The 22453-nt window shown below is 44.2% G+C and carries 17 protein-coding genes and 2 pseudogenes; 5 read left to right on the top strand and 14 right to left on the bottom strand.

The window, feature by feature from the left end; genetic code table 11:
• Position 1: 1 nt before the first annotated feature.
• The 4 genes from sufC to ACED60_RS20385 are packed head-to-tail and all read left to right on the top strand — an operon-like array spanning position 2 to position 3624.
• On the top strand, positions 2-748 hold the full coding sequence (gene sufC, locus ACED60_RS20400) for a Fe-S cluster assembly ATPase SufC (protein ID WP_371728330.1): 747 nt from the start codon (positions 2-4) through the stop codon (positions 746-748).
• Positions 738-1994, top strand: a complete 1257-nt coding sequence (sufD, locus tag ACED60_RS20395) for a Fe-S cluster assembly protein SufD (protein WP_371728329.1) — start codon at positions 738-740, stop codon at positions 1992-1994. Before sufC ends, sufD begins: the two co-directional genes overlap by 11 nt.
• Positions 1987-3219, top strand: coding sequence for a SufS family cysteine desulfurase (locus tag ACED60_RS20390; protein ID WP_135382630.1), 1233 nt, complete (start codon positions 1987-1989; stop codon positions 3217-3219). Before sufD ends, ACED60_RS20390 begins: the two co-directional genes overlap by 8 nt.
• Before the next feature lie 3 nt (positions 3220-3222).
• Complete coding sequence (locus ACED60_RS20385; RefSeq protein ID WP_102258314.1) at positions 3223-3624, top strand: SufE family protein; 402 nt, start codon at positions 3223-3225, stop codon at positions 3622-3624.
• A 132-nt stretch (positions 3625-3756) separates the two neighbouring features.
• Here ACED60_RS20385 and ACED60_RS20380 read toward each other — a convergent pair whose 3' ends face one another.
• The 9 genes and pseudogenes from ACED60_RS20380 to ACED60_RS20340 form a co-directional block, all read right to left on the bottom strand.
• Positions 3757-5640 carry a methyl-accepting chemotaxis protein gene (locus ACED60_RS20380; protein ID WP_017103455.1) on the bottom strand — a complete coding sequence of 628 codons (1884 nt, stop codon included), beginning with the start codon at positions 5638-5640 and terminating at the stop codon, positions 3757-3759.
• A gap of 297 nt (positions 5641-5937) precedes the next feature.
• Positions 5938-7509, bottom strand: a complete 1572-nt coding sequence (locus tag ACED60_RS20375; protein WP_009847132.1) for a BCCT family transporter — start codon at positions 7507-7509, stop codon at positions 5938-5940.
• A gap of 271 nt (positions 7510-7780) precedes the next feature.
• Positions 7781-9369 (bottom strand): annotated as a pseudogene (locus ACED60_RS20370) (BCCT family transporter).
• Positions 9370-9538: 169 nt separating this feature from the next.
• Positions 9539-10177 (bottom strand): response regulator transcription factor, encoded by a 639-nt coding sequence (locus tag ACED60_RS20365; RefSeq protein WP_012604298.1) that lies wholly within the window; start codon positions 10175-10177, stop codon positions 9539-9541.
• Positions 10170-11525 (bottom strand): annotated as a pseudogene (locus tag ACED60_RS20360) (cache domain-containing protein). Before ACED60_RS20360 ends, ACED60_RS20365 begins: the two are co-directional and overlap by 8 nt.
• A 104-nt stretch (positions 11526-11629) precedes the next feature.
• The gene (locus ACED60_RS20355; RefSeq protein WP_009847136.1) at positions 11630-12913 is read right to left on the bottom strand and encodes a TRAP transporter large permease subunit; all 1284 of its coding nucleotides are present in this window, start codon (positions 12911-12913) and stop codon (positions 11630-11632) included.
• Positions 12914-12922: 9 nt separating this feature from the next.
• Positions 12923-13468 (bottom strand): TRAP transporter small permease subunit, encoded by a 546-nt coding sequence (locus ACED60_RS20350; RefSeq protein WP_052879091.1) that lies wholly within the window; start codon positions 13466-13468, stop codon positions 12923-12925.
• Positions 13469-13963: 495 nt separating this feature from the next.
• Entirely contained in the window at positions 13964-15058 is a 1095-nt protein-coding gene (locus tag ACED60_RS20345) for a TRAP transporter substrate-binding protein (RefSeq protein WP_009847138.1), read from the bottom strand.
• A gap of 584 nt (positions 15059-15642) precedes the next feature.
• Entirely contained in the window at positions 15643-16035 is a 393-nt protein-coding gene (locus tag ACED60_RS20340; protein ID WP_012604302.1) for a hypothetical protein, read from the bottom strand.
• 220 nt (positions 16036-16255) lie between these two features.
• On the opposite strand from ACED60_RS20340, the gene ACED60_RS20335 reads away from it, so the two are divergent.
• A complete protein-coding gene (locus ACED60_RS20335; RefSeq protein ID WP_371728328.1) occupies positions 16256-17056 on the top strand; it encodes a DUF2982 domain-containing protein in 801 nt (266 codons plus the stop codon).
• Between the two features lie 107 nt (positions 17057-17163).
• On the opposite strand, the gene ACED60_RS20330 is transcribed toward ACED60_RS20335, so the two are convergent.
• The 5 genes from ACED60_RS20330 to ACED60_RS20310 form a co-directional block, all read right to left on the bottom strand.
• Positions 17164-17817: an MBL fold metallo-hydrolase gene (locus ACED60_RS20330; RefSeq protein WP_004733386.1), complete on the bottom strand. Its 654-nt coding sequence runs from the start codon at positions 17815-17817 to the stop codon at positions 17164-17166.
• 99 nt (positions 17818-17916) lie between these two features.
• The gene (locus tag ACED60_RS20325) at positions 17917-18465 is read right to left on the bottom strand and encodes a YcbK family protein (RefSeq protein WP_009848830.1); all 549 of its coding nucleotides are present in this window, start codon (positions 18463-18465) and stop codon (positions 17917-17919) included.
• 199 nt (positions 18466-18664) lie between these two features.
• Entirely contained in the window at positions 18665-20203 is a 1539-nt protein-coding gene (locus tag ACED60_RS20320; protein WP_009848831.1) for a murein L,D-transpeptidase, read from the bottom strand.
• An 81-nt stretch (positions 20204-20284) separates the two neighbouring features.
• Positions 20285-21373, bottom strand: coding sequence for a DUF1513 domain-containing protein (locus ACED60_RS20315; protein ID WP_371728327.1), 1089 nt, complete (start codon positions 21371-21373; stop codon positions 20285-20287).
• Entirely contained in the window at positions 21363-22424 is a 1062-nt protein-coding gene (locus ACED60_RS20310) for an imelysin family protein (protein ID WP_371728326.1), read from the bottom strand. Before ACED60_RS20310 ends, ACED60_RS20315 begins: the two co-directional genes overlap by 11 nt.
• Positions 22425-22453: the final 29 nt, after the last annotated feature.

Raw genomic sequence — 22453 nt, 5'->3', positions numbered from 1 at the left:
AATGTTAGAAATTAAAAATTTACATGTTAGAGTTGAAGAAAACAGCATCCTAAAGGGCATTAACCTAACCGTTAAACCTGGTGAAGTTCACGCAATTATGGGACCGAACGGTTCAGGAAAAAGTACCCTATCCGCCACACTGGCAGGCAAGGATGATTACGAGGTCGTCAGTGGTGAGATTGTTTTCAAAGGTCAAGATCTTACAGAGCTAGATCCAGAACAAAGAGCCGGTGAAGGGGTATTTTTAGCCTTTCAGTACCCTGTCGAAATTCCAGGTGTCAGTAACAAACTCTTTCTAAATACAGCTCTCAACGAGATTCGTGAATATCGAGGATTAGAACCGATCGATCGTTTTGACTTTGAAGATCTATTGGAAGAAAAAGCGCAATTGTTGAAGATGCCAGCAAATTTACTCCAACGCTCTGTCAATGAGGGATTCTCTGGTGGAGAGAAAAAGCGCAATGACATTCTACAAATGGCGGTGCTCTCACCTGATCTTTGTATACTAGACGAGACCGACTCAGGTCTAGATATTGATGCCCTTAAAGCCGTCTCTGAAGGTGTAAACGCGCTACAGAATGAACAACGAGCTTTCATTTTAGTCACGCACTATCAACGTATCCTCAATTACATCAAGCCAGATTTCGTGCACGTGTTGTACCAAGGAAAGATTGTAAAATCTGGTGACCACACGTTAGCTCAAGAATTAGAAGAGAAAGGCTATGGGTGGATCATTGATGAACAATAAACATTCATTGCTTGATTCATTTGAAACCCTTGTTCGACCGCATGAGTGGCAAAAAAAACAATGGTCTAAATTGCTTGGGGTTGAGCTACCGTCCCCTCAGCATGAGGACTGGAAATACACGCCTCTTGACCGATTAAACGAACTAGAGCTAAGCAGCGCACCACAGCAGTCGACAGCTAACACGCCATACAACAAATTCAGTTTAGACATTGATGCTTATCGATTAGTCTTCGTCGACGGCTTCTTTTTAGCTCGATACTCCGACTGGATTCCAAAAGTTCGAGTGACTCCCATCTGCGCGCTCTCTCCAATTGAAATCGATGAGCTATCTCGTTCAATAAAGCCAGACGCTTTTACCTATATTACTGATGCTACCGCTTCAAGTGGCATATTAATCGAAGTCGAAGCGAATACGCAGATATCGAAACCTATTTATCTTCTGCATATCAATTCCGAAAAACAAGGTGATGTATCAAGCCACAGAAGCCATATTGAAGTCGCAGATCATGCGGAAGTCACCGTCATCGAACACCATGTTTCACAAGGTAGTGGTAGAGGCGTAACATTATCTCGCTTAACACAACACGTTGGTTGTGGTGCTCACTATCATCACACTAAAATTGTCGAAGAGGCCTTAAGTCAACATCACTTCGGTCACAACGATTTGATAGTTAATGCGCATGCTAGCGCCTACTCTTGTTGCTTGCTCTACTCCGGCCAATTGATACGACATCAAGTAAGTTCAGAACTGACTGGCGAACAAGGTTTTGTCGCTATGGACAGTATTTCCCTACCTCAAGGTGAGGCAGTTTTTGATACTCGCACCTATTTGAAACACAACTCTCCCCACTGCCAAAGTGAACAAAATCATAAAACCATCGCTCGAAACCAATCTAAGTCTGTTTTCGACGGCATGATCTATGTTGACCCTACCGCGCAAAAAACAGACGGGCAAATGGACACCCACAGTCTGATTCTAGGCGATGACGCCCAAGTTAACTCTAAACCTCAATTAGAGATTTATGCCGATGATGTTAAATGCAGCCATGGTGCAACAACAGGGCAAATCGACCCAAACCAAATCAACTACTTACGCTCTAGAGGTATACCAAAAGAACGAGCCGAACACATGATTACCTCTGCGTTTGTCATTGGCGTTACCGAGAGAATTAAACACCCCGCCCTAAGACAATCTGCGATAGATAAAATCAATGCGTCACTCAATAAAGGATGTCCTAATGATTGATTCGAGCGAAAAGACAAGCCCTTGGTTTAACGACTTCCCAGCTCTAAGAACTCAAGTTTACGACAAGCCTTTGGTCTATTTAGACAGTGCTGCAACGGCCCAAACCCCTCAAATCGTTATCGACCGCATGACTCAGTTTTATCAACATGATTATGCGAGTGTTCATCGCGGTGTCCATTACCTAAGCTCTAAAGCAACCGAAGAAATGGAACAAGTAAGAGAAAAACTTGCTCAGTTCATTTCAGCTAAATCCCGAGAAAGTATTGTGTTCACCAAAGGGACGACAGAGGCCATCAATCTCGTTGCGAATAGCTATTTGCGCCCTAGGTTAAAAGCGGGTGACGAAATCATCGTGACGGAGATGGAGCATCACGCCAACCTTGTTCCTTGGCAGATGCTTTCTGAAATTTATAATGTCAACATTCGTGTTTGGCCAATGGCAAAAAATGGCTATTTGAATCTCAACGACCTTGTGTCGTTAATGAATACAAAGACAAAACTGCTGGCGATTAGCCACGTATCGAATGTTCTAGGTCGCATAAACCCAATTAAAACGATAGTCAAAGCTGCACATAAAGCAAAAGTCCCCGTGTTAGTAGACGGTGCTCAAGCTGTCATGCACGATGAAGTCAATGTGACGGACCTCGATTGTGATTTCTACGCCTTCTCTGGGCACAAACTGTATGGCCCGACAGGCATCGGCGTGCTTTATGCAAAAAAAACACATCTCGACAACATGGTGCCATGGGAAGGCGGCGGAGCCATGATCGATCAAGTGACCCTGCCTTTGGGAACCTCGTTTGGCCAAGCGCCATGGAAGTTCGAAGCAGGTACTCCGAATATTGCCGGCATTTTAGGTTTAGGCGCCGCTCTAGACTACATTGAAGCTATCGGCTTCAAAGAGATCTCTGGCTATGAAAAAAATATAATGAATTATTTGGTGGAGAGCATTAGACAGGTACCAGCAATAGAGCTCTATGGCGACGATGATAACCGCACCGGCGTTTTGGCCTTTAATATGAAAAACCAACACTCTTTTGATGTCGGTTCATTCTTAGATAGGTATGGTATTGCGATTCGTACCGGGCATCTCTGCGCAATGCCCCTTTTAAAACGACTCGGTCAAAACTCGCTGTGTCGCGCATCGATTGGCATGTATACAAGGCCCAAAGACATAGACGCCTTGTGCCAGTCACTAAAACGAATCCACCAACTATTAAGGTAATTTATGTCCCCTGAAAAGCTCCAGAGAAACTTCGAGCGATGCGTTGATTGGGAAGAACGTTATATGTATTTGATAGAATTGGGAGACCGGTTAGAGCCCTTCCCTATGGAAAAGATGAATAAAACACATCTTATCGCAGGCTGCCAAAGTAACGTATGGCTAGATCTTTACATCGGTCAACAGAATAAAATGTCGATACAAGCGACCAGCGATTCTTCATTAGTTAAAGGTTTGCTGGCGTTGGTGTTGATCGCCTATAACAACCAACAACCCGCGAGCGTTCTAGAATTCGATATTAAAGACTGGTTCCGCCAGTTAGATTTAAAATCTCAGCTTAGCGCCAGTCGGAGTCAAGGTTTAGAAGCCATAATAAAACATATTCGGTGTCACGCTCGGGCTGTTTAACCTTCAATAAACAATAGCCCAGCATGATTAGATCACGACATTTTGCTTCTTCTAAAAAGCGAACATAAAAAAGCCCCAACCTAAGTTGGGGCTTCTATCTATCTATCTATCTATCTATCTATCTATCTATAATTACAGCTTAAAACGGCTGATTTCATTTTCTAGTTCATTAGACAGTTCAGAAAGCTGAGCAGCTTGTTCTGCAGCTTGGTGCGCTTCACCTGCTAGCTCGTTAGATACGTCACGGATTCCTTCAGTGTTACGAGTAATCTCAGACGTTACTGACGCTTGCTCTTCTGCAGCAGAAGCGATTTGAGTCGCCATATCACTGATACGTTCAACAGCAGCATGAATTTGCGTTAAGCTAGCGGCCGCTGAGTTTGAATCATCAACACTTGTTTCGGCAAGCGTTCGGCTATCGTTCATGATACTTACCGCTTTGCCCGTTGTACCTTGCAGTAATTCAATCGTTTGTTGAATTTCTTGAGTTGAACCGTGTGTACGTTGGCTCAAAACTCTCACTTCATCAGCAACAACCGCAAAACCGCGACCTTGTTCGCCAGCACGGGCAGCTTCAATCGCTGCGTTAAGTGCAAGTAAGTTAGTTTGTTCAGCAATGCCTTGGATATTGGACAAGATAGCGTTGATGCTATTGCCGTGCTCTTCAAGCTCAAGAATCACGTTCGTTGCAACTTGAACTTCTTGTGCAAGGTTTTGGATTGAGCTTTGAGTCTGTGTAACTTGACCCGTACCGTGCTCACACGCGCCAACAGCTTCAGATGAATTCTGTGCAGTTTGATCAGCATTACCCGCAATCTCTTGTGTTGCTGCAGCCATTTCGTTCACGGCTGTTGCTACCATATTGATTTCGTCTTGTTGCATCTGAATGCGAGCACTACGCTCTTCAGCTTGAGAAGCTGTTTGACGTGCTTGGTTACCCAATGCAGCAGACACTTCACTTAGCTTGAGTACCATGGTGTGCATGTTGCCCACAAAATGATTGAAATTTGCCGCAAGTTTACCAATTTCGTCATCACTTTTGAGCTCAAGACGTTGAGTCAAGTCGCCCTCGCCTGAAGCAATTTCTTCAAGTGCCGCTGAAACGCGGTTTAAGTCGCGGAATAGGAAACTAACCAACATAGAAACCAACACGATAACGATCAGAGTAATTACAACCGCTGTAGTAATGAGTTGCGTAAGAAGTATTGAGTGATTCGCTTCTTCTGTTGCTTTGTCCATCTGAACTGCGAAAATCCAGTTCGTATTAGGCACATTAGTGAAGTAAAGAAGCTTCTCAGCACCGCGCTCTTTGATAATCTCGATGCTACCCGTACGCACTGCGTTTTCGATGATAGGCATAGAAATGTCGTTTGAAAGCTGGCTTACAGGCTTAAGGCTCAGTGCTGAGTCTGGGTGTGCTAGGAATGTGCCGTCAGAGGCATCAATGAGCATTGCGTAAGCGTTGTCACCAACATCTAAGCTGATAACATCGTTGACTAGCTGATCAATAAGTACATCCGCACCAACAACACCAATAAGCTTACCGTTATGACGAACAGGTTCAGCAATCGTAACTAGAAGCGCTTGGGTAATCGCATCTTGATAAGCGGTCGTAATAATTTGCTTACCGGCTGCGTTTGCTTCTTGGTACCAAGGGCGTTGACGAGGGTCGTAATCTGCACGATTACGTTCAGGATGTGAACGGTACATTCCGCCTTCTGGAGTACCTAAAAAGATATCGTCAAAGCCACCCGCTACACGAGCTTGCTTAAGGAAAGGAACAACATCATCCTCTCGTGAAAAGTCATTAAACGCTGATGCGATATCCGTGCGAATATCAATCCAGTTTTTAATACCTTCAGATGCTGCTTCAGATACGCTTTCAGCTCGTTGGTATACGCCATTACGAGTCTCTTCAAATAATTGGTTTGCTGATAACCAAGTCAAGGCTGTTGCCATGACGATAACAGCAGATAGGCTAGCACCTATCAACTTCTGCTTAAGTGTTAATTTCATTAGTAAGTTTCACGAGTGGTGGAAAATCTAGCGAATACTACCCAATTTAAGTAAACGATTCGAGCTATTTCACAGTTTCACATCACATTATATTTGCAATAAAACCAAAAACTTATCTTTCGCCAATTACTTGGCTTTTCGCCAAATTCAAGGCGCCATTTCAACGACGATTCCTACGATATATACAGTGTTACAGGCTGTAAAATGGATAAAAAAAAGGCAGGAGAGTTTCCTCTTCTGCCTTTTGTTTTACTTTGTATTCAACATCAAAAAATGAAAAATCGAATAGTAGCTAGTCTATCTTTTCTCTGTTCGCATACCCATTAGTAGGCTCACACACATCAATAATAGAATGATGGTGAATGGCAACGCGGTTGAGATTGCACCCGCTTGCAGAGCTTGAACGGCTTCAGTTCCGCCAACCCACAATAGAGCTACTGCAATCGCACCTTCAAGGAACGCCCAGAACACACGTTGAGGTACAGGCGTATCAACTTTACCACCAGCAGTAATGCTGTCGATAACTAAAGAGCCCGAGTCAGACGATGTAATAAAGAATACGAGAACCAATACAACCGCAATGATTGAAAGCAGAGTACCAAACGGCAATACATCAAACATTTGGAACATTGCCAGTGATACATCAGTTAAGCCATTTTGACCTAGGGTACCAACCTTATTCACGATTTGATCAATTGCCATACCACCGAACACTGACATCCAAATGATAGTCACTGTCGTTGGAACAATCAGTACCGCTGTAATGAACTCACGAACAGTACGACCTTTAGAAACACGCGCGATAAACATACCGACAAATGGAGACCATGAGATCCACCAGGCCCAGTAGAATACAGTCCAACCATGTAACCAAGCTTCATCTTCACGACCGTGAGGGTTGCTCAACGGAATGATGTTCTCGATGTATGCCATCAATGTTGTAGGGATTGAACCTAGAGTCACTGCGTAGCCGATTAGAGCTACTAGGATAAGCAGTAGGAAAGCAACCAACATGTTGATGTTACTGATCACTTTAACGCCACCATCAATACCACGAAGTACGGATACGACCGCTAGCAAAGTTACTACGGTAATAACAATGACTTGTAACCCTAAGCCTGCCTCAATGCCGAATACATGCTGAATACCACTTGCCGCTTGTTGCGCACCAAGGCCAAGCGATGTCGCCAAACCAAACAGGGTTGCAAGTACAGCAAGAATATCAACGATGTGACCAGCCCAGCCCCACGCTCTATCACCTAAAATTGGGTAGAAGATAGAACGAATTGAAAGCGGTAATCCCTTGTTGTAAGAGAAGAAAGCCAGTGAAAGCGCCACAACACCATAAATAGCCCAAGGGTGAAGCCCCCAGTGATACATGGTTGCACCGAGTGCTAGTTTTGCAGCTTCTGGTGTATTTGCCTCTACGCCAAGTGGCGTTTCATACCAACCTGTGTAGTAAGCCGCAGGTTCTGCAACACTCCAGAACATCAAGCCAATACCCATACCTGCAGCAAACAGCATCGATAACCAAGACATGAATGAGTAATCTGCCGTTGCATCAACACCACCAAGGCGGATTTTACCAAACGGAGAAACAATCAAGCCTAAGCAAAAAATAACGAAAATATTACCGGACCAAATGAACAACCAATCAAATGAATTGATAATTTGCCATTTAACACCATCCAATGCTGACTTCGCTGAAGCGGTATCTGTAAGCAGCACACCGATCAAGAACAAAGTGATGAGTCCCGCACTGATACCAAACACTGGGTTATGAACGTCAAAACCCCATTTTTGGACGTTATCTTGACCAACAGTGTAATCCGTACTGTCGATACTGTATTTATCTATACCTTTAGTCATTATTCCTCTCTACGGAATACTTATAAGGTCTGTTGACCTCATATCCCTTACTTTCCTGTGACTGAATCACAAACTCGAACATACGATCCAAGTAGTACAAGCTGTTGTCACGATAATTCAAATACTTGGATGTCTGAAGTTTAGCAGGTTAACTTATTGTTTTCAGTAAACTAGAATCAGTTCGATGGATTTTCAAACAAAATATAGGTAATCACTTATGTTTGCGGCGAAAAAAAGGCCGACTAAGTCGGCCTCTATTTGAAAAATACTTTTAGCTCAAAGCACTTTGCTGCTTAACCAATTGATTCTCTGTACGTAAACCAAGAAACAAACTTAGGCTAATATGAAGGCAAATGGTAGTGCCATTGAGACTGTTCCAGCTTGTAATGCCTGAATAGATTCAGTACCACCAACCCACAGTAGAACCGCCGCAATCGCACCGCCCATCAATGCCCAAAATACACGCTGTGGAACAGGTGCATCGACTTTACCGCCAGAAGTAATGCTATCAATAACCAATGAACCTGAGTCTGATGAGGTGATGAAGAACACCATAATCAAACCAATCGATACCACTGAAAGCACTGAGCTCATTGGCAGCGCATCATAAGTGTGGAATAGAGAAAGTGTAATATCTTGCAGACCATTTATACCAATCTCACCCACTTTATTCGCCACCTGGTCAATCGCAATACCACCGAAAATAGCCATCCAAATGATAATGACAGACGTCGGGATAAATAAGACTGCAACGATGAATTCACGAATTGTACGACCTTTAGAGATACGAGCGATGAACATGCCTACGAATGGTGACCATGAAATCCACCAAGCCCAGTAAAATACCGTCCAACCTTGCATCCATGTTTCATCATCACGACCATGAGGGTTGCTAAGAGGAATAAAGTTCTCAATGTAGCCCATTAGCGCGGTTAGTATCGCCTTAATACCCGCCATGCCACCCGCGATAGTTACGAAGATCAGCAAGCCTAATGCAACAACCATGTTGACGTTGCTGAGAACCTTAACACCACCGTTAATGCCGCGAATCACCGACATTGTTGCCAACAGTGTTACCACTGCAATAACAATAAGCTGCATACCAATACCGCCATCGGTACCAAATACATGGTTAATACCGCTTGCGGCTTGCTGTGCACCTAGGCCAAGTGATGTTGCAAGGCCAAACAATGTTGCAAGTACTGCGACAATATCAACGATATGACCAAACCACCCCCAAGTTCTATCACCGAGTAGCGGGTAAAAGATTGAGCGAATAGAAAGCGGTAATCCTTTATTGAAAGTAAAGAAGGCAAGAGACAAAGCAACAACGGCGTAGATTGCCCAACCGTGCAAGCCCCAGTTGTAGATGGTTGCACCGAGTGCCAACTTAGCCGCTTCAGGAGAATACGCTTCAACACCGAGCGGTGTTTCATACCAACCGGTAAAGTAAGCAACGGGCTCTGCCACACCCCAGAACATGAGGCCAATACCCATACCTGCAGCAAATAGCATCGACATCCATGATAGATTAGAGTGCTCTGCTTTAGCATCATCACCACCTATACGTATCTTTCCGTAAGGGGAGATAATGAGGACAAAACAGAAAAATACGAAAAGGTTCGCAGCCCACATAAAGAAACCATCGAAGTTACCGATGACTTTCCACTTAACGCCATCAAGTGCCGCTTTAGCTGTTTCAGGTTCTGCAACCAAAAGCGCAATCAGGAAAGCAATTATCGCCCCAGCGCTGATTCCAAATACAGGGTTATGAACATCAAAACCCCATTTCTGAACATTATCTTGTCCTACGGTATAATCAGTATTATCAATACTATACCTATCCTTTACAGGCTCCATGCATCCTCTCTAATTAGTAGCGCACAATTTGCAACATTGCATTTGGCACTTAAATTTCGAAAGGAAGAATAACAACTCGTCGCAAAAATACTAAAAAAACCATCAAAAAACGGGTGTAAACGGCACATTTGGTAATTAAATTACACATTCACTGTAATTTAGCGTAACATCACTCAACAAGCCCAGAGCTAACAGCATACTTGGCAAGCTCTGCCGTAGAGTGAATGTCGAGCTTATGCTTGATATTTTGTCTATGGGTTTCAACCGTTCGGTAACTGATATTTAATCCCTTCGCGATCTCTTTACTGCTCTCCCCTTTAGCCACTAATTTCAACACAGCTTCCTCACGCCTACTCAATGGGTTCTTCACAGATTGTGTGGGAGTAATAGGCTGGGTAAACAAGTTCTGAGTCACTTTTTCACAGAAATAGGTTGAGCCTTGATTGACCGTCTTGATTGCTTGCACCATTTTTTCAGCCGAAATTTCTTTCAACATATAGCCGACAGCACCCGATTGCATCACCTTCATGATGTATTCACGGTTGTTATGCATGGTCAGCATCAGCACTTTAGCTTGAGGATCTTCCTCTTTAATCAGGTGAGTGGCATCAATACCATTCATGATAGGCATGCTGATATCCATCAACACCACATCAGGGCGCAGGTCTTTAACCACTTCAACGGCTTCTAATCCATTGCTAGCTGTACCTATCACGCTAATATCAGGCTCGAGTTCTAATCTCGCCATAAAGCCATCCAGTACCACTTGGTGATCATCTGCAATCACAACTCGAATAACTTCACTCATTCACTAATCCCTCTAGTGTCAGTAACACTGTAATTTCCGTTCCAAAGCCAACCTCACTCATCAATTCAAAGTCACCACCGATGAACTCCACCCGTTCTCTCATGTTACGTAACCCAATACCTCACTTTTCCATTGCTTTATAGGTATTGAAACCGACTCCATCGTCTTGGATGAGCAACTGCAACACATTTCCAATTTGCTGTGCAATAACCGTTACTTTGGTCGCTTGTGCGTGTTTCTCTATATTATTCAGTGACTCTTGCACCACTCGATATAAAGTCGTCGCAGCTTCTGATTTCAACTTTCCCGGCTGCGTATTAAACAAGGTTTCCACTTCAATGCTCGAGTGCGCCTGAAAATCTAATAACAGCGAAGACAACGCCGCTTCTAAGCCGATATCATCCAATGAACTTGGACGAAGTTGATGCGAAATATGCCTCACCTCTTCGATTGCCCGCATCAGTGAATGCTGAGACTTATTCAAATGCGCTTTAAGGTCTTCGCTTTGTAGCTTATTACCGAGCAGTTCTAAGTGACAGCGACTCGACACTAATAACTGGTTAATACCATCATGCAGCTCACGCGCTAGATGCTTCTTTTCGTCCTCTTGAAACATCACCGTCTTATGAGCTAGTTCCTTCAAGTTGTTATCCGCTATCCGATGTTCATGCATGTTAATGGCCAAGGTCAGTACAATGATGACCGCGACCGTCACACTCAGAATCACCACAATCGAAAAGAACGTGGTTTCAATATTCTTGTTAATTGCGGCCTGCATCGAGGCCACTTCTTGATGCACATCCTCAATATACAAGCCGGTGCCAATCATCCAGTCCCAGCGCTCTAACCAAGCGGCGTAACTCAGCTTCGATACCACCTCACCTGTCGAAGGTTTTTGCCACAAATATTGGTGAAATCCTCCGCCTGTTTGTGCTTCTCTTAACAAGGCTTCTATCAGAAAGTCGCCATCTTCATCTTGCAGTTGAAGTAAGTTTTGCCCTATCAACTCTGGCTGGATTGGATGAACCAAATTGGTTCCGTGGCGATCATACGCAAAGAAGTAACCGTCAGAGCCATACCTTAGTTTAGACAATATGGTTCGAACTTCTCTTTTGGCTTGTGCTTCTTGGATATCGGGATCATTGTAGATATGTTCGATGGCATCAAATGCGAGATCAACAGTGTCTTTGAGGGCGTTTTCACGCGACTTAATTAAGCTGTCTCGGAAGATTTCGACCTCTTTCTCACCCAACGTCTTAGTTTGGTGTAACGAGATCCAACTAATGCTCGCCGTTACAATCAGCAACGGGAGTAGCGTCAGCAAAATCAGCTTAACTTTTAGAGGCATTCCTTTTCCTCACAAAAAACGGCTTATTGAACATCAATAAGCCGTTTTACTTTATCAATTTATGGATAGCCGTTGAAACATATCATTCACATTCTAGGCTTCACTCACATTCCATAGAAAGATGGGAAAGCGAGAAGTGATCCAAGTACGAGGATTTGAATCAAAATGAAAGGCATCACGCCTCGGTAGATATCCTTGGTAGTCACACCTTTTGGTGCCACCCCTTTTAGATAGAACAAACTGAAGCCAAACGGTGGCGTCAAGAATGAGGTTTGAAGGTTCATCGCGATAAGGATTGCGAACCAAGTCATGTTGATTCCCATCAGTTCAGCAACAGGCGCAATAATCGGCACAATGATGAAACAGATTTCTACGAAGTCGATGAAGAAACCCAGAATCAAAATCACCAACATGGTAATGATCAAGAAACCCCACTTCTCACCCGGCAACTGCAGCATCCATTCTTCAACCAGATAATCACCGCCAGTATAAGTAAACGCCATTGAGAATGCCGTTGCACCCAACAAGATAGCAAATACCATTGCCGTTACTTTGACCGTCTCTTTAGAGGCGTCATACACCATCGACCAACTAAACTGACCGTAGAGCAAAGCGAGTACCATCGCACCCGCACCACCCAGAGCAGCAGACTCTGTCGGCGTAGCAACACCCGCAAAGATAGAGCCCAATACGACAATAATCAGCGCGAGTGGCGGTATGATTGCTTTCAATGCGTTGATGACTTCTTGTTTACGGCTGATGGAATCATCACGCTCAATTGGTTGAGCGGCTTCAGGGTTAAGCTTCGCGTATATTAAGATATAAACGATATAAGCCCCCACTAACATCACGCCCGGCCAAATCGCGGCTTGGAACAAGTCACCTACCGGAACACCCAATACGTCCCCCAATAGAATCAAGACGATGGATGGCGGAATGATTTGCCCTAACGTACCAGACGCACAGATGGTGCCGCAGGCTAAGCCTTTGTCGTAGTTGTACTTGAGCATGACGGGCAACGAGATAAGCCCCATTGCAACCACAGAAGCGCCTACCACACCGGTTGAAGCGGCAAGCAGTGAACCTACGAGAACTGTCGAGATTGCGATACCACCTCGTACACCACCAAACAGTCGTCCCATAGACTCAAGTAACTGCTCAGCAAGCTTAGTCTTTTGTAGAACAAGTCCCATGAAAACAAACAATGGAACGGCCATCAGCACCGTATTTTCCATGATTGATTGAATTCGATATGGCATGAAGGCAAACATTTCGATGCCTTCCGCCCAAACACCAAAGATTAGCGCGATACCACCAAAGGTAAACGCCACCGGGAAGCCTAGTAAAAGTGCAAACAAGGCTACGAAAAACATTACTATTCCAATCATGTTCAGCCTCTACTTATTCTTTGTATGAGTATTGTTTGCATGGATAAGGTGCGGATTAAAAATTTTGTTCAACGAGTGCAGGATCAAACCGACTCCGCTGAGTGCCATCAAGAAAAATGACAGTGGAATCATGGCTTTGATGATCCATCGATATGGCAGGCCACCCGGGTCACCTGAGGTTTCGCCGAGGTTATAACTCTCTTTGGCAACATCAATACCAAACCAAGCAACCAGCAAACAGAAAGGCATCAGAAAGATCAGTGTGCCTAGCAGGTCAATAATGGCTTGCGCTTTAAAGCTCAATTGTTCGTAGAACACGTCTACTCGAACATGACCACCTGCCTTGATGGCATAAGGAACACCTAATAGAAAAACGGCTGAGAAAAGGTGCCATTCCATCTCTTGGAAGGCGATTGAGACATCATTGAAGGCATATCTCATGACAACGTCATACACAACGTTAGCGATAAGTAGAATAAACAACATACTGGAAAGCCATCCCAGTGCATCACCGATACGATTAAACAGGCGTTCAATATAAATTAGACTTCGCATTCCCGACTCCATGGAATTTGAAAAGACATCGCGCAGCACAACTAACCCAAACTAAAAACGATTCAGTTTATAGCTAGCAATAGGCACGACGTAGAAAGGGTTCTTGGGCGTATTACAGGATTTATCCTGCTTAGGGAGTGTTAACCTTTCGTGGTTAAATTTTGTTCGAGATAAAAGCGTTTTAATCGCGGCGAGGGGGAAGTAGCCTAGTCATTCTAAGCCCCCCCCCCTCAACAAAGAGTAAAACGCTTTTAGCCGAACCCTTCGGGCAGCGTTTGCTGGTCATTTCTACTACGTTATCGGCTTCTCATGGAGGCTAGCTACACATCAAAGCCTCTGCCTTGTATAAATACCCTGCAACTCGCTGCAAAAATCAGCTCGAAAGGTCAACACGCCCTAGTTATTATGGTTAAAATGAACCCGCCGCTTAGTCACTCTTAGTTACCTAACAAGAATAGCTTTGGGTTCATTTAGCTTCAGTTCAAAAACTGTCGATTATTTCGCTTGGCTATTTAAATAAGCTCTGTGTGAAATATCCGTCCATGAACGTACTTGCTCTAGGTAGCTTGCTTGTGAAGCTTGAATCTCTTTTGCCAATGCATCTTTCTCAGCGTGCTTAGCAAGTAGGCGATCGTTCGCTTCTTTCAGTGCAGACATAACCTCTGGTGGGAAATCTTTAACTTGTACGTCTGGGTATTCTGTTTTCATTGAAACCCAGTTCTTGCCACTTTCGTGCGTTGCTTGTGTGTACATGTCGTAAGCCGCTGTACGCATTGCAACACGCAAGATTTCTTGTAGGTCTTCAGGAAGCTTGTTCCATGTACGCTTGTTCACTAGGAATTGAAGCTCTGAACCCGGCTCATGCCAACCTGTGTAGTAGTAAGGCGCGATCTTGTGGAAGCCCATACGCAGATCAAGTGATGGACCTACCCACTCTAGTGCATCGATTGTGCGACGCTCTAGAGATGTGTAAAGCTCACCTGGGGCAATATTGGTAGGTTTAGCGCCTAACTCCGCTAGAATCTCACCAGCAAAGCCAGGGATACGCATTTTCAGACCTTGTAGGTCTTCCACACTGTTGATCTCTTTTTGAAACCAACCCCCCATCTGGATATCCGTATTACCACCTGGGAACGACATCAGATTATGTGGAGAGTAAACCTGCTCCATCAACTCCATACCACCACCGTGATAGAACCACGCATATTGTTCAGCTGGCGTCATACCGAAAGGCATAGAAGTGAAGTAAAGCGTGTTTGGAACTTTACCTTTCCAGTAGTAAGAGCCTGAGTGCCCCATGTCGTATTGACCAGACTTAACCATGTCAAAAACGCCAAGCGGTGCTTTGTGTTTGTTCGCAGAATCGATTCTGATTTGCAGTCGACCGTTCGACATTTTCTCAGCCATCGCAGCCATGTTCTTCGTCGCGTCACCGAATACAGGGAAGTTTGGTCCCCATGTTTCAGCAAGCTTCAAGCGATAAACCTTATCAGCAGCAGTTGCACCAGTAGCGACCAAAGCTAAACAAGCCGCTGCAGTAACTGCAACGTTTTTAAAAACTCGTGTGAGGGAGTTAGAAATGAGACTCATATTCACGTCCTTTGTTGGGTTAACACTCTTTCTATGAGCATTTTTTATGATTCAACATAAGAGTGCACCGTGATGTAGCAACAAGATATCAGGGAGAGCACGCACGACGGACTCACATAAACTGCGTATTAGACCAAAGGATTACGTAGAACTACGTAGGAGATAATTTAGCGATGTCGATTTTAAAGGCTCTGGGAGATTCATTAGGGTAATTAGTATTGATAAATACCTAAGTAGTTATAGTGAAACTGCATTAACAATTGATTTCCATTTCGTGAGGAAGCTCTATTCTCGCCACACATCAAATACGCACTTAAATGCATTTATCCATATAAATCAAAGTTTCAGAGAATTAGACGTCCTACTTTGGTGCCTACTGATTCGAAACATGGGACACGCGAAAGACTGGTGAATAACGGAAGGGGCCTGCCGATTGGAAATAAGGTTTCTGGGGCTAGGTTCGAATATGAGTATGGGGTCGAGTTTAGGATTGAGGATTGAGATTAACATGATCCTCCAGATACAAAAAAGCCTCGATAATCGAGGCTTAAAAACTTTAACGAAGCGAATGTAATCCCGCGGGATTACATAGCTTTGTAGATAACCTTGTTACCTGCAAGTTGCTCTTTCGCTACTAGGTTTTCTTCAAGAAGTTTTTTCAATGCGCCTGTTGCCCATGAAGCTGCTTTCGCGTCTTCTTGACCAGCTGCTAGGCCGATACCTTTAGGGTTAATGCCTTCAGCATTGCTAACAACGATGTCTAGAACTTGTTGTTGCTTAGGAGTCAGTGCTACTGCAACTTCTTTAGTTGCTGCTACTGCTTTCTCTACCGCTGGTTTTGCTGCTACAGTTTTTTCTGCTACAACTTTCTCTGCGACAGGCTTCGCTTTTTTCGGCGTTGCCACTGCTTTAACTACAGCCGCTTTAGTGCGTTTCTGCAGTTTAGCCTGCACCTTACGCTTATGAGCAAGTCTCATTGAATATTTCTCCAGTTCACTGCTCTTTTCGCAGTGGTGAAAATTTGAAGCGCGATTTATACCAAAAAACCGGAGCTATTTGTAGAGTGAAGCGTCGAAAGTCGACGAAAAATACCGATATTGTCTACTAGCGTCTATTATTTAATCATCGACTTATCAATTCAGGGTCATATACACTGGTTATCCATCCAGACAAAAATATGAAAATTTGGTGTTGCCTATGGACACTCGTCACCTTACAAATTTCTCTTTGCCTTCATTCAAACGTTCGTATCGTATTCTCGCCATCATTTTAGGCTTCGTTTGCTTGATCGTTGCGCTCTACAGTGACAACCCAAAGTTACTGATCGTGGGTGCTTTTTGCATTATTGCCCTACTAGGAACTGGCTATTATTTAATGTTGCGCAGCAGAGTGATGTTCACCCTCACACCGACTCATTTTCAGCAGCATTTTTATAAAGGCGGGTGGGTTTTAAAATGGAATAACATCCAAAAGATTGGGCTTTGTACCTATGAGCAAGATGGATGGCACCAACCTCTTCCTTGGATTGGTATCAAGGTTAAAGATTACTCGCCCTACCTCGATTCGATTTGTCCTAAAATCACTTGTGAATTACTGCTCAGCCAACGAGCACTTTTGTACTTGGGAGCGAAGCAAGCGGGTAAAGAATCGAACTTTGAAGATATGGTTTTAGACTCATCGCACTACCACACTCGTTGTACCGAAAACGGGTGTGTGGAATTAAGCCAATATAAAGAATCAAAGAATACCGACGAAGTGAGTTTCAGCGTTCAACAAACGCAAATGGATGCGGATTCATCCGATAAAGCAAATAATCACAACGCGGTGATTAAAGACTATTCTGGATTACAGGCGATGCTTGCCAACAGAATGAAATATCAAAGAGGCTTCCACGGGTATGACATTTTCATATCAACCCATGATCTGAATATCAGTGGGGAGGAGTTTGTTGGACTGGCTCGACGCTACTTGGCGGCAGCCGAACGTCTTTCTGATTAAAATTAAACTGGTTTAAAAGTAAAACCGCACACAATAAAAAAGCTTAGCTTCCATAACAAAAGCTAAGCTTCATTTTCAATCGTTCTTATATTAAATCAAAGATTTAATTAATAAAGAGGCATCTCGTCGGCAACGAATGGATTTGATGCGCGCTCACGACCAAATGTAGACTCTGGACCATGGCCCGGTACAAATGTCACGTCACTGCCTAGCGGCCAAAGTTTAGTCTTGATTGAAGCAATTAGCGTGTTGAAGTCGCCTTGCGGGAAATCCGTGCGACCAATAGCACCGTTAAATAAAACATCACCAACAAACGCCATACGCGCTTGCTCACTGAATAGCACGACGTGACCCGGAGTATGACCCGGCGTGTGAATCACATCGATAACTTGGTTACCAAAAGTCACTTTGTCGCCCTCTTCTAACCAAGTGTTTGGTTCAAAAGCTTTACACAGTGGGAAGCCGAACATCTGGCTTTGATTCTCTAGACCTTGAAGCCAAAAGTTATCGGCTTTATGTGGGCCAACAATGTTCACGTTCAAGATTTCAGCAAGCGGTACTGTTCCGCCCACATGGTCTAGGTGACCGTGAGTCAATACCAAATTCACCACTTTAACACCTAACTCTTCGATGATAGCAGCCAGTTGCTGAACATCACCGCCCGGATCGACAACAATGCCTTCCATTGTCTCATCACACCACACAATTGAGCAGTTTTGAGAGAACGAGGTAACAGGGACAACTTGATACTTAAGAGACATATACAAACCTTAGAGGGCAAACTGAAATTTGGGCAAACTATGACATTGGATGTCTACTTTGACAAGTACCTAGCATTCGCTCGTAAATTCAGCTTAACGCTACCAACTGCGGGCTGGACCTGTATCAATATGGATAAAGTTGCTACGTGCATAATAACCGACACCACCCGCATTCAAGCTTTTAGCAACGTCTCTTAATTCTTTTAGGTTAACGCCATCAATACGGAAATCGATCGCTTTACCTAACATGTGGTAGCTCTTCTTGGCTACGCCACTCGACTTTGAGCGCAGTGCTTCATTGGTCGCTGGAGAACGGTAACCAGAGATGATTTGAACTTCTTTTTGAATACCCAGTACATTTTGAATCTGAGTGATCTGATCAAACAGGTTCTTATCCATTGGATGAATCTCATTACGACGGAAATCACGGCATAGTTTGCTTAGACGAGCCATTTCATCACCAACATAGTTAGTACCATCGAAATAACAGGTCTCTAATCGTTCACCTGTGTGAAGATTGTTCATGCTAATCGTTCTTGGTTGATCAGGGTATGAAGCAAAAGCGATAGAAGGAGTAATTGAGGCGACAACAGCAGTACCACCAGCGTAAGTCAGAAACTGACGGCGTGAAAATAAACTTTGAGACATACAGCAAAAAAACCAATTAGATCGAACGAAAAATGCACGATACATAATGGAAATTGCTGCGTCAACGTACAAAAACCGCCCAAAAGGTTAGTAATTGTAACCTTTGCACGATTAGTTATTGATCCACATCATAATTTTATCAATAGAAGCTTGGTTGTCATTTTTTGGTCAAGATCACCCTTATTGGCTTCAATGATGGTTAACCACCCTCTTTATCATATTGGTAGATGTCACCACGATACTGTATGCCCCCTTCTTCAAACAGCACGGTTTGATAGATGATATGCACGGGGATTCGCTTCTTGAGGCGAACCTTAGTATTAGGAGCAAGATCGTTACTTTGGTTAGGTACTTTCCTTACCTTGGTGGCAAACAACAATTCAGCCAATTCCTCTGCATGTTCGACACGTATACAACCTGAACTGTAAGCACGGAAGTCATCATTAAACAGGCCTTTACTTGGCGTATCGTGCAGATAGATAGCTCGCTTGTTGGGTGTGTTGAACTTGTACAAACCTAATGCATTACGTGAGCCCGCCTGTTGACGCATTCGATATGGGAACGAATTGAAATTGATGGTCTGCCAATCAATATCTGTGGTGTCGACGGTTTCCATGGTGCGCCAACCATCAATCACTTGAAAGTTGTGTGTCTCTAGGTAGCTTTCGTCCGCTTTTACTTTAGGCAAGATGTCTTTGACCATGATTTTCCATGGCACGTTCCAAGTAGGATTTAAGATAACCGAATCTAGGTTTATCTCTAAAAGCGGTGTTTTTCGCGACTTTCTGCCCACGACAACTTTGGACTCAAAGACCTCTTCACCATCTTCCCAATACTTCATATCAAAACTAGGGACATTGACGACGATGAGAGAGTCTCTGTCTCTTGGCCACAAACGAACACGTTCGGCATTGAGAGCCAGCGAAGTCAATCGTTCATCAAAGCTCATGTTGATCCATTTGATCGTATCCGGCCCGACGATCCCATCGTCTGTAAGGCCGTGCATTCGCTGAAAAGACTTAATTGCCGATTGCAGATCTTGGTCAAATACAGGGAAATCGACCGCGATCATCGAGGTATCAACACCAACCAAAGCAATGCGTTCAACAAGAATGGTTTTGTCTGAAAGCTCATCACCTAAGCGTTTCAACCCTTTCTGTCTGTATCGCTCTATATTGAGTTCAGACGCAGTTTCTAGCACGGAGTAGGTCGCCTTGAATTGGTCAAAATCCCCAACAGGCGGCGCATAGGACAATACCATTTCTAATAAGTAATCATTGGTGACACTGCTTTTCAATCTCATCAGGATATGTGGAGAAGGCGCAGGCAACTTGGAATGCAGCTTGCCCGAGAAATACCACTCTTTACCGGCAAGTGGCGCATTCTCAACGTAGCTTAGGTAATAAATAAAGGTATCGGTTAACAAGATGTCCAACTCTTGCCATTGCCCACGAGTTTGATAGTGGCGGATTTGCTTAAGTTGTCGTTCAAAAAGCGGGGCCATTTGCGCTTGTTCGAGAAGTGACAACTGGAATTCAAACGCCTTAACAAGTTCAGGCGAATCCCACAAAATTGGAAGAGATGAGTCTTGATAAATACTTTGGGTAAGCTCTGGATAAATCAGCATAAAAGAGAGCTCTGAATCAGCCGGAATAAATCGGCTCTCGTCAGAACTCGTATAGCTCCATGCATGCACAGAAACTAACACCAATAATCCACAGAAGTATTTTGCTAACATGCTTAACCCCATCACCAATCATCTCATAAGTATGGCAAAGAAATAGGAGTAAGCATGTTATTTTTTAAGGAGTTTTATGAACTAGATTGCACTCCAATGGTTATCCCACTGGACGGATGATTGCTGACTGGATTTTTTATAAGGCTTGCGTTGGCTCACCACACTGCCCGCTCCAGAGCTGAGTCGAAACTCACCATCAAGTAGCACTGCGCCAGAAGCATCAGACAACGCAGAGAGTTCCACTAACTCTTTAGTCTCTTTAGACCAAATACCATAACAGTTGCCTCTTGGCGAAGTCGCAATAATCCAATCATCTGACGCCGCAATACTGGCGATATAGTGATTGAACCTTGCCCATTGCTCTGGTTCCGCGTTCAGTGATTCAAACTGCCCGCCTTTGGTATGCATCGCCAACAGCGAAGGATACTCATCTGGTTCACCACGATATTGCTGGCCACATAGTACGGTTTCAGCACCATCATGGGCTAAGTGTCGAATGCTCAGCTTCTTGTCTAGCAATTCAACCTGATCAAGCAGCGCACCTTCAGGTGAAACATAACTTAAACTCGGTTGCATTGAATTCAAGTTTTTCGGTGTTCTACCGTCAGTATGAACGCCGCCAACACCAATCGCGAGATTACCATCCGGCATGATGATCACTTCATGAGGGCCGATACCAAAGCCCGTGAACTCCTCGACCTTACGATAGCCTTGTGAGACATCGTAAACACCAATCACACCTTGGCTACTGTCGGTTTTCCCTTCCGTGGCATACAGTAACTTGCCATCTAATGAGTAAACGCCATGACCATAGAAGTGGCGATTGTTACCTTTCACAACCATCTTGATCTGCTGACCATTTTTATAGTCAAACACCATAAAATAGTCACCAGGACGACGAGCAAAAACCACCGCATGTGATGATGTTGGGCAAATTGCGACGCCATGCCCACGATCTGGGATCGGCAGCTGACTCAGCGGCATACCATATTCGTCAGCCACAACCGCTGAATATTGGCCACGACCATTCAGCGCACAACCGATCAGTTGAGGATCATTAGATGTGCTTGCGGCGCCAGAGCGACTAGCGCAGCCAAACGGAAGTACAGGTACAGCTGCACAACCCAGTGCAGCCTTGAGTAGCGTTCTTCGTGTAGTATCAGTCACCATCGGTAGCATTAAATCCTATTACCACGCCAAGCTCTATCGCCACTTTTTCATGAATCAAGTACTTCAAACGTTCTAGTTTGTTGTATTGAGTCAGCACATTTCGGTAGCCCTCTTTGCTCTGCAGCAACTCGAACAAACTTGAGTCTGTTGGCCAAGTATCTAACGTTAGCGTGAACTGGTCAGCAACACGGTCAGCAAGGTCATTTAAGCCCTTCTCTCTCAACAAGCCGTCTAAGCCATTGCCATCGGCAAGGTACAAATTCTGAAGTGCTGCTACATTCGCTTTTAGTTGAGTCATCGAAGTTTGTGCACGCCATGATTCTGAGAAGTAAGGACGCGGATGACCGATTTTAGCCATTGGGCGACTCAGCTTTTTCATGCTGTAATCAAGTTGGTTGGTCAATAAAGCGATGTATTCAGACTCCCAACGAGTCTCGTCTAACGCTAACCAAGGGTTAACCTGCCATGCCTGTGCAATCGAAGATGACTTAATCGCTAAGTTTTCAGTAATCGCTTGTGATGTTTGGCAGCCTAATGCTTTGTCTTGAAGCAGTAGCGATTGCTCGTCATAAAGCGACCATTCCAACGCACCCAGCCCTTGAACGGTCACGCTCTGCTGTGCGATTTCGTCTTGAGACCATGCTTTGTCCTGCTGAGTCAATTGACGCATTTTAAGACCGGTGGTGTTCTTCTTATCAGGCCAAAATTGAATATTCCAGCTCTCTTCAAGTGCCGCTGTTGGGCCTCTTTCTTGTCCTTGCAGTGCCATCCAACTGTTCATGGTGAGCTGCCACTGACTTTTCAAAGCATCTAACTCAACATCATTAGTTTGGCAGTAACCCTGCATCAAGACTTCTAGCTCGTTGGCTTGCTTGGCGAATAGGACGGCTGAATCAAACTCTTGTTGATAGACACTGCGACTGATGTGGTCGGTCGTATCAGCTTGATAAGACACACCGTTAACCTCAGATGAAGCAGCTTGTTCACCCGATGATTGGCAGCCTGCCATGATTAATACCGACAAAGGCATTAACAAAAATTTATGCGTCATGCTGTTACCTTACTTCCTAATTTTTCTTT

The organism is Vibrio sp. 1F279, from assembly GCF_041439815.1.
GTDB classification, from domain to species: domain Bacteria; phylum Pseudomonadota; class Gammaproteobacteria; order Enterobacterales; family Vibrionaceae; genus Vibrio; species Vibrio tasmaniensis_A.
This window is presented reverse-complemented; position numbering and strand designations above follow the sequence as displayed.